9 protein-coding genes are annotated in these 8,272 nt (G+C 72.4%); 3 read left to right on the forward strand and 6 right to left on the reverse strand.

Annotation, left to right across the window (positions count from 1 at the left end; all coding sequences use genetic code 11):
- Nucleotides 1-62 precede the first annotated feature (62 nt).
- Together BGO15_RS11565 and BGO15_RS11570 are read right to left on the reverse strand one after the other, a co-directional pair.
- Nucleotides 63-1,184 carry a response regulator transcription factor gene (locus BGO15_RS11565; protein WP_273189866.1) on the reverse strand — a complete coding sequence of 374 codons (1,122 nt, stop codon included), beginning with the start codon at nucleotides 1,182-1,184 and terminating at the stop codon, nucleotides 63-65.
- Between the two features lie 136 nt (nucleotides 1,185-1,320).
- Nucleotides 1,321-2,838: a glycoside hydrolase family 6 protein gene (locus BGO15_RS11570; protein WP_235557366.1), complete on the reverse strand. Its 1,518-nt coding sequence runs from the start codon at nucleotides 2,836-2,838 to the stop codon at nucleotides 1,321-1,323.
- Nucleotides 2,839-2,990: 152 nt separating this feature from the next.
- Here BGO15_RS11570 and BGO15_RS11575 point away from each other — a divergent pair, with 152 nt between their 5' ends.
- Together BGO15_RS11575 and BGO15_RS11580 are read left to right on the forward strand one after the other, a co-directional pair.
- Complete coding sequence (locus BGO15_RS11575) at nucleotides 2,991-3,818, forward strand: universal stress protein (RefSeq protein WP_056206081.1); 828 nt, start codon at nucleotides 2,991-2,993, stop codon at nucleotides 3,816-3,818.
- Nucleotides 3,819-3,876: 58 nt separating this feature from the next.
- Entirely contained in the window at nucleotides 3,877-4,020 is a 144-nt protein-coding gene (locus BGO15_RS11580) for a hypothetical protein (RefSeq protein ID WP_048809466.1), read from the forward strand.
- Nucleotides 4,021-4,057: 37 nt separating this feature from the next.
- Here the strand turns inward: BGO15_RS11580 and panB are convergent, their stop codons facing one another.
- Genes panB through BGO15_RS11600 form a run of 4 tightly spaced genes read right to left on the reverse strand, consistent with a single transcriptional unit; the run spans nucleotide 4,058 to nucleotide 7,612 of the window.
- Nucleotides 4,058-4,921 (reverse strand): 3-methyl-2-oxobutanoate hydroxymethyltransferase, encoded by an 864-nt coding sequence (gene panB, locus BGO15_RS11585; protein WP_056206083.1) that lies wholly within the window; start codon nucleotides 4,919-4,921, stop codon nucleotides 4,058-4,060.
- The gene (gene panC, locus BGO15_RS11590) at nucleotides 4,918-5,823 is read right to left on the reverse strand and encodes a pantoate--beta-alanine ligase (RefSeq protein WP_082482948.1); all 906 of its coding nucleotides are present in this window, start codon (nucleotides 5,821-5,823) and stop codon (nucleotides 4,918-4,920) included. The genes panB and panC overlap by 4 nt, the downstream gene beginning before the upstream one ends.
- Entirely contained in the window at nucleotides 5,820-6,584 is a 765-nt protein-coding gene (locus BGO15_RS11595) for a Rossmann-like and DUF2520 domain-containing protein (protein WP_056206109.1), read from the reverse strand. The genes panC and BGO15_RS11595 overlap by 4 nt, the downstream gene beginning before the upstream one ends.
- Before the next feature lie 44 nt (nucleotides 6,585-6,628).
- Nucleotides 6,629-7,612 carry a TerC family protein gene (locus BGO15_RS11600; protein ID WP_056518691.1) on the reverse strand — a complete coding sequence of 328 codons (984 nt, stop codon included), beginning with the start codon at nucleotides 7,610-7,612 and terminating at the stop codon, nucleotides 6,629-6,631.
- A 251-nt stretch (nucleotides 7,613-7,863) separates the two neighbouring features.
- Here BGO15_RS11600 and BGO15_RS11605 point away from each other — a divergent pair, with 251 nt between their 5' ends.
- Nucleotides 7,864-8,244, forward strand: coding sequence for a hypothetical protein (locus tag BGO15_RS11605; RefSeq protein ID WP_056206084.1), 381 nt, complete (start codon nucleotides 7,864-7,866; stop codon nucleotides 8,242-8,244).
- Nucleotides 8,245-8,272: the final 28 nt, after the last annotated feature.

An 8,272-nucleotide genomic window follows, 5' to 3' on the forward strand; every position in this document is an offset into this window, starting at 1 on the left:
TCCCGCGAAACGCGCGGGGGCGGCATCCGATCGGATGCCGCCCCCGCGCGTTTCTCCGCACGTCAGGGCGCGAGCAGCTCGGTGGTGAGGCGGTAGCCGACGCCGCGGACGGTCTCGATGTAGCGGGGGTTCGACGGGTTGTCGCCGAGCTTGCGGCGCAGGTTCGTCATGTGCGCCTCAACCGCGCGCTTGTCGGCCTCGCCGACGTAATAGGAGGTCACGTACGACTCGCCGCGCAGCACGAGGGTGAGGTCGGCCTTGCTGCGCACGCGACGCTTCGACTCGAGGAGGGTCGCGAGCAGGTCGAATTCGGTGCGGGTGAGCTCGACCTGCTGCCCGCCGATGAGCACGATGCGCGTCTCGGGGTTCAGCTGGAGGTCGCGGTGGGTGATCCAGTAGCCGCCGCCCGGCGCGGGCATCCCCGGACGGGCGAGCTCCTGCGACGGGTAGACGGGGACGATCGCCTGCGTGGGCGGCGCCGCCGGCACGACGACGGGATATGCCGGGGGCTCCGCCGGGTAGGGCTGCGGTTCGGCGTAGGGCGGCGCGTCGACCGGTTGGGGCTCGACGTAGACCGGCGCGGCCGGCTGGGGCTCGACGTAGACCGGAGCCACCGGCTGCGGCTCGACGTAGGCCGGGGCGGCGGGGGCCGCCGGGGCGGCGGGCGTCGCCCACGAGGCCGGGGGCAGGTCGCCTTCGGGTGCGCCGGGCGGGGTCGGGAAGGCGGACGCCGCGGGCCGGGCGCCGGGGAACGACGGGCCGACGCTCTCCTGCCGGGTCGCCGGGGGCGTCGCACCGTCGGGGCGCGGTCGGCGCAGGAGCGCCTCGATGCGCGCACGGAACTCGCGCGGACGGAACGGCTTGACGATGTACTCGTCGGCGCCGGCGCCGAGGCCCAGCACCACATCGGCCTCGTCGGCGAGGCCGGTGAGCATGATGATGTAGGAGTTGCTCTTCTCGCGGATGCGACGGGCCGCCTCGAACCCGTCGATGCCCGGCATGTTCACGTCGAGCGTCGTGATGAGGGGCTGATAGGCCAGCACTGCACGCACACCGTCGATGCCGTTGCCGACGGAGACCGTCGAGAATCCCGCGGCCTCGAGCACCTCGACGAGGAGGTGGCGGACGTCGGGGTCGTCCTCGACGATGACGGCGGTCTTCTGCCCGCCTTCAGGTGTGCTCATTCAGGTGGCCTTCTCGTGGAGGAACCGGAGGGACACGCGTCGGTCACCCCGCGGGCCCCCGAGCGCTTCGTCATTGTTCCATAGTTCTGTTACAGCCCTGAGAAGCCGGAGCGTGGGTCCGGCAACACGGCGTGCGTCATTTCACCAGCCCCTGCGTGAGCGCGACCGCTCCCGCAGGCCACCAGACACCCGCGTCGGGTCCGCCGTTGCACGTGCCGTCGCTCTCGCCGGGCGGCTTGATCCACAGATTGGTGTCGACGACGTCGTCGCCGTAGGTGCCGCCCTTGTCGCCGACGAGGCGGCCTGCCGGGTTGCACCACTGGTTGTCGCTCGTCGGCCCGGCGCCGTTGCGCGAGGTGTCGACGATCGCGTGACCCGTCCCGAGGGCGGCGGCGACGGCATGGGCGTAGCTGAACTCGTTCTGGGTGGTGTTGAAGTTCGACACGTTCGTCGCGAACCCGCGCACCTTGTCGAGCACGCCGACGCTCTTGATCAGGTCGGCCATCTGCGCCGCCGGAAGCCACGACGAATGACCGCCGTCGAGGTAGATCCAGGTGTTGGTGCCCGCGATCACGTCGACCGCCCCGCGCAGTTGGGTGTCGCGGTCGCTGAGGTTGCCGCATTGCGGCGCGAGCGCGAGGCTGTCGGGTTCGAGGATGACGATCTTGCGCAGGTCGGATGCCGCGGCGAGCGCCTGACCGATCTGGGTCGTCCAGGTGACATAGTCGGCTTCGTCGAGACCGCCGGCGGAGTGGTTTCCGCAGTCACGGCCCGGGAGCCCGTAGACGACGACGGCGAGGGACGCCTTCTGTGCGCGGGCCTCGGTGGCAAGGTGGGCGACACGGTCGTAGACCTCGCCGATCGGATCCTGTTCGGGGGTGAGCCAGTAGGCGGTGGGCTGGGCGGCGAGGTAGGCGGCTGCCGCCTGTTCGGCCGAGCCGGGCGTCTCGGCGGCGGCGGCCTTGGCCGCCTTGGACTCGTCGGGAGCGACGATCGTGGTGCCCACGCGGGGCGGCTGTGCAGACACGGTGTTCACCAGGGTGTTGACGGCGATGCCGGCGATCGCGAGGCCCGAGAGCACGACGACCACGACGAGCGCGAAGGCGGCGATGATCAAGCCGCGGATCCACTTCTGACGTCGCGTGCGGGGAGCACGGGGCGCGCGCGACCGGCGCGGGGCACGGCGACCGCGCGGAGCGGCGGCGGGGGCATGCGATGCAGAGGCGTTCACCGAAGAGGCGTTCGGCGCAGCAGCGTTCGGGGCAGGTGCGTCCGGCGCAGCGGCGTCGGACACGAGGGCGTGCTCGGGCGACGATTCCGCGGCGTCGCCGGAACGGCTCGATGCGCTGTCGTCGACGGCCGGGCCGGTGACCGGCACGGCAGCGGTGTCGACACGCAGCACATAGGCGTCGCGGTTCGCGACGATGCGCCGAGCGTCCTCGTTGGTCGCGGCGTCGGCGGAGGCCGAGAGGGCATCCGCGGGGGCGCTCTCCGCGGCCGGCGCCGACCCCGCGGCTTCCTGCAGACGTCGTGCCGGGTGGGACGCGGGATGACGCGGGGGCTTCGGCGCGCGAACGATCGGTGTCGGGTGCGCGGCGTCGGGCGCGTCGATCGGATCTGACGCGTCGGAGCCGTCGTGCGGCGGAGTGCTCACCTGGCGACTCTATCGAGTGATCCCGGGCGGGCGGCCGGGACGCTGCGATCACCCGACACGCGGGGGCCGCTCGCACCGGGGTTTGCCCGGTCATCGACCTCGCCCGCCGCCGGTGCCGGGGATACGCTGAGGGCACGAGCGAAGGGGCGGCCATGACTGGTGCGATCGTGGTGGGATTCGTCGATGCGACGGTGTCGGGACATGCCGGCGACTGGGCGGTGGCCCGAGCGGCGGCGACGGGCGGAGCGGTCGAGCTGCTCGCGATCGTCGGCGGCGCCGTCGGCGCGGTCGGCGAGCAGCAGGTGCTGGACGCCGCACTCGCGCACGCGACCGACGCGGTCGCCGCGGAGGCGGCCCGGCTCGGCGCAGGCGGGGTCGCCGTGTCGACGCGCGTCGACCACGGGAATCCGGTCGCCGCGCTGGTGGAGGCATCCGCTCATGCCGCGCTGGTCGTGATCGGCGGCGAGTCGCGAGGATCCGGTCGGCGCGGACTGCACGGGGCGCGCATCGCCGCCGCCGCCCACTCCCCCGTCGTGGTCGTTCCCGCCGCCGACGCCGCCGGATCGGGTGTCGTCGTCGGTGTCGACGGCTCGGATGTCTCGGATGCCGCGATCACGTTCGCCGCCGCCGAGGCCGCGCGGCTCGGCGAACCGCTGCGCGTCGTGTCGGCGTGGACGCCGGTCGCCGTGCCCGGCGATTTCGGGCTGTACCCCGACCTCTACCTCACCGATCTCGCGGCGATCGCGGCGGCGAACGTCGACGCGGTGGTGCAGCGGGTCGCGTCGGCCCACCCCGACCTCGCCGTGACCGGCGACGCCCTCGAGGGCGACCCGGCGACCGCGCTCGAAGAGGCCGGCGCCGGTGCGGCGCTGCTCGTCGTGGGCTCTCACGGGCGGGGCGCGTTCGCCCGTTTCGTGCTCGGTTCGGTGAGCGAGCACGTGGTCGGCGCCCTGCCGACGGTCACCGCCGTCGTGCGCTGAGCGTCGTCATCCGTCATCGGACACATTCTGGACACACCGCGTCAGTAATATCCGCGGTATGGGGATCCCTGACGAAGGTCGGAAGCGGCCGCCGGTGCGGCCGGCGACCGTGCTGATGTATGTCGGTGTTGCGCTGCTGGCCGTGGGCGTCGCGGTGCTCGTGTGGGCGGCGTTCGCCTACTACGGCAGCTACGTGCGGTGACGCGCGCACCCGCCGGGCCCGCCGGCCGCGCGGAGCCTCAGTGCCCGCGTGCCGCGAGGTGCGCGCGCACCTGGTCGAGCACGTCGTCGGCCACCGGGTAGGTGTGCTCGGCGCTCGGGAACTCCCCCGCGCGCACCTCGGTCGCGTACGTGGCGATGCCCTCGGCCATGGCGTCACCGAGCGCCGCATACTGCTTGACGAACCGTGCGGTGCGCCCGGCGGTGATGCCGAGAAGGTCATGGTGCACGAGCACCTGGCCGTCGGCGGCACCCGCGCCGATGCCGATGAGGGGGATGCCGAGGGCTCCGCGGATCTCGGCGACGACCGCCGCGGGCACAGCCTCGACGACGAGAGCGATCGCCCCGGCCGCCTCGACGTCGAGCGCCTCCTGAGCGACGCGGAGGGCGGTGTCGACCGTGCGGCCCTGGGCGCGCAGTCCTCCGAGCGCGGTCGCGGTCTGCGGCGTGAGACCGATGTGCCCGACGACCGGGATACCGGCCGCGACGATGGCGCGGATGCGCGACAGCCGCGCCGGCTGCCCGCCCTCGAGCTTGACGGCGTCGGCGCCCGCCTCCTTCACGAGCCGGAGCGAGGAGGCCACGGCCTGCTCGTCGCTGAGCTCGGTCGCCCCGAACGGCAGGTCGACGACGACGAAGGCCGTGCGCACGGCACGGCGCACGGCACGCGCGAGCATGAGCATCTCGTCGAGCGACACGGGCGCGGTGCCGTCGTAGCCGAGGACGACCTGGGCAGCCGAGTCGCCGACGAGGATCATGTCCACCCCGGCGCGCTCCGCGGCACGCGCGGACGGATGATCGTAGGCGGTCACCATGACGATCTGCTCGCCGGCGGCGTGCATCTCGGCGATGCGGGCGAGGGTGACGGGCGGGCGTTCGGTCATCGAGGGCTCCCGGTGGGTGCAGCGACCGGACGGTCGTCGAGGATGTCGCTGCTCACCGTCACGGGCGCGAGCACGACGTTGTCGAGCAGTCGCACGGCTCCCACGCGGGCTGCGACGACGAGCACCGCGTCGCGGTCGAGACGGTCGAGCTCGGCGAAGCCATCGCTGTCGACGACGGCGAGATAGTCGGGGGTGAGACCGGCGGCGTCGAGCTCGTGCGCCGCGATCGCGCGGAGAGCCGCGGCATCCTGCTCACCGTCGGCGGCGGCTCGGGCGGCGGCGGCCAGCGCGCGGGGCAGGGCGAGGGCACGGACCCGGTCGGCGGGAGTCAGCCGCACGTTGCGGCTCGATCGCGCGAGGCCGTCGTCGTCGCGCGACGTGGGCACGACGACGATCTCGGTGGGGATGCCGAGGTCGCGCACGAGCCGTCGGACGACGGCGACCTGCTGGGCGTCCTTCTGCCCGAAGTACGCGGTGTCGGCGAGCGCGGCGAGCAGCAGCTTGCTCACGATCGTGGCGACGCCGTCGAAGTGGGCGCGGCCGCGCACGGCGCCCTCGAAGGTCTCGGTGAGGGATCCGGCGATCGACACCGTGGTCGCGAAGCCGGTCGGGTACATCTCGGCGGCGGTCGGCGCGAAGACCACGTCGACGCCCGCGGCGCCCGCCTTCGCGAGGTCGTCGTCGAGAGCGCGGGGGTAGGCGTCGAGGTCGGCCTGCTCGGTGAACTGGGTCGGGTTCACGAAGATCGTGAGCACGACGGTGGCCGCACGCGCGCGGGCTGCCGTGACGAGCGACAGGTGACCTTCGTGCAGGGCGCCCATGGTCGGCACGACGGCGATCGGGGCGTCGCGGCGCGGGGCGAGGGCGGACCGCAGCTCGGCGAGCGTCGTCGCGACGATCATGCCGGGGCCGCCGAGGTGCGCGAGCGCTCGGCGAGCGCGCGCGTGGCATCGACGAGCGCATCGAACAGCGCGAGCTGCTCGGGGGCGCGCTCGGCGATAGCGGCACGCTGGCGGGCGACGGTGTCGTCATCGCCCCGGGCGACGGGACCGGTGAGGGCGGCCGGCGCCCCCAGCGCCGACCAGTTGTCGACGGCGGCGCGCACGAGGGGTACGAGGGCGGCGCGGTCGATGCCCGCGGTCGACGCGAGCTGCTCGGCGAACGCCTCGACCGTCACGAGGAAGTTCGCCGCGATCGACGCGGCCGCATGGTACGCCGCCCGGTCGTCGGGGGCGACGGCGACCGGCGACATCCCGAGCTTCGCGGCGAGCCGCTCGGCGGCGGCGAGGGCGCGCGGAGTGCTTCCGGCGAGCGCCGCGGTGACGCCCGTGAAGCGGGCACCGGCGGAGGTGACGGTCATGAGGGGGTGGATGCTGAACGACTCGTGCGGGGTCAGCGGAGCCAGCCCCAGCGCACCGGAGAGGTGCCCGACGAGCGGGCCGGGGGCGATGGCGGCAGCGGCCTCCGCGATCGCGTGATCGGGCACCGCGAGGAGCACGATGTCGGCGCCCGACCCGGTGGCACCACGGGGTTCGGGGCCGGCCGCGGTGACCCCGATCTCCGCGAGAGCGGCGATGAGCGCCCGGCCCATTCTGCCGTCGCCGACGACGGCGATGCGGCCGAGGGCGGCGTCGCCTGCGGGGTTCAGGTGAGTGCGGGACATCCGCGTACACCGTACCCCTCGCACACCGGGGCCGGGCCGTGAGGCTAGTGCCCCGTCGTCACCGCCCGGTCGCCCCGGGTCTTCACCAGGCTCGCGACCGTCGCGACGGCGATCGTGGCGGCGATGAACAGCAGCGAGAACCAGATGGGGATCTCGGGGATCCACTCCACATGGTGGCCGCCGTTGATGAAGGGCAGCTCGTTGACGTGGAGCGCGTGGAAGACGAGCTTCACGCCGATGAAGGCGAGGATGACGGCGAGCCCCTGCGCGAGGTAGACGAGGCGCTCGAGCAGTCCGCCGATGAGGAAGAACAGCTGCCGCAGGCCCATGAGCGCGAACGCGTTGGCGGTGAACACGATGTACGCCTCGTTGGTCAGCCCGTAGATCGCCGGGATCGAGTCGACCGCGAAGATCAGGTCGATGAAGCCGATCGCGATGATCGTGAGAAGCATCGGGGTGACGAAGCGCTTGCCGTCGAGGCGCACCGTGAGCCGGTCGCCGTGGTAGTCGTGGGTGACGGGAAGGTGGCGGCGCACGAAGCGCATGAACGCCCCGTTGGCGGGGTCGGATTCGTGGTTGCCGAACGCCTGCTTCCAGGCGAGGAACAGCAGCAGCGCACCGAAGATGTAGAACACCCACGAGAGGTTCTCGATGAGCGTTGCGCCGATCGCGATGAAGCCGCCGCGCAGCACGAGGGCGATGACGATGCCGATCATCAGCACCTTCTGCTGGTACGCCTTCGGCACGGCGAAGCCCGTCATCACCAGGAGGAAGACGAAGAGGTTGTCGATCGACAGCGCCTTCTCGGTGAGGTAGCCGGCGAAGTACTCCCCGCCGTACGTCCAGCCGGAGACCACGCCGATGCCGACGCCGAACAGGAGTGCGAGCCCGATGTAGAAGGCCGACCAGCGGGCGGATTCGCCGATGGTCGGCTCGTGGGGCTTTCGCACGTGGGCGAAGAACTCGTACACGAAGAACGCGATGGTGACCGCGATCGTGATGATCCAGACGAGGGGGGTGACGTTCACAGGGAACTCCAGAGGGTAGGGCGGAACACGGATGTCGCCAAGGTCTCCTCCACCCCGGGTGCGGGGCCGACGGGCCGGGATGCGTCTGCGCATCCGTATTGACGGGTCCGTCGCGTGGGAGTACTCCCCCTGTCGTGATCGAGTCTAGGGCACCCGGCCTGAACGGATGCCACGGCCGCTCGCGTGAAATCTGTGTGACGAGACCTCGCCTCGGGTTGACCGTCGCCTCGCGGCCGGGTGAGGGTGGAGCCATGGCGGGGGGTACGGCGGAGCACTGGCAATCGGGTCGCCTCATCGCTGTGGCCGTATGGGTCGCCGCTGTCGCGCTCGCGGCGGAGACCGCGTGGCGGCTGTTCGCCGGCGTCGTCTACGTGCATCACTGCGCGGGCTGCGACGGAGCCGCGGTCGAGCGGGCGGCGAGCTCGTACACGATCGCCGTCGTGCTTCTGCTCGCTGTCGGCGCGTCGGTGCAGACCTTCGTGCGACGGTTCCGGACGGTGCGGATGTGGGTCCCTCCCGTCACGCTGGCGCTCGTGATCGTCGCCTCGTTCATCGCCTACGTCGAGTCGAACGGCGGATTCGATGCGTCCGACTTCGGTGTGCGGATCGGACTCGCGCGCAGCGCGGTGTGATCGGGCAGAGGGCTCGCGCGGACCCCTC

The organism is Microbacterium sp. 71-23 (assembly GCF_001897265.1).
GTDB lineage: Bacteria > Actinomycetota > Actinomycetes > Actinomycetales > Microbacteriaceae > Microbacterium > Microbacterium ginsengisoli.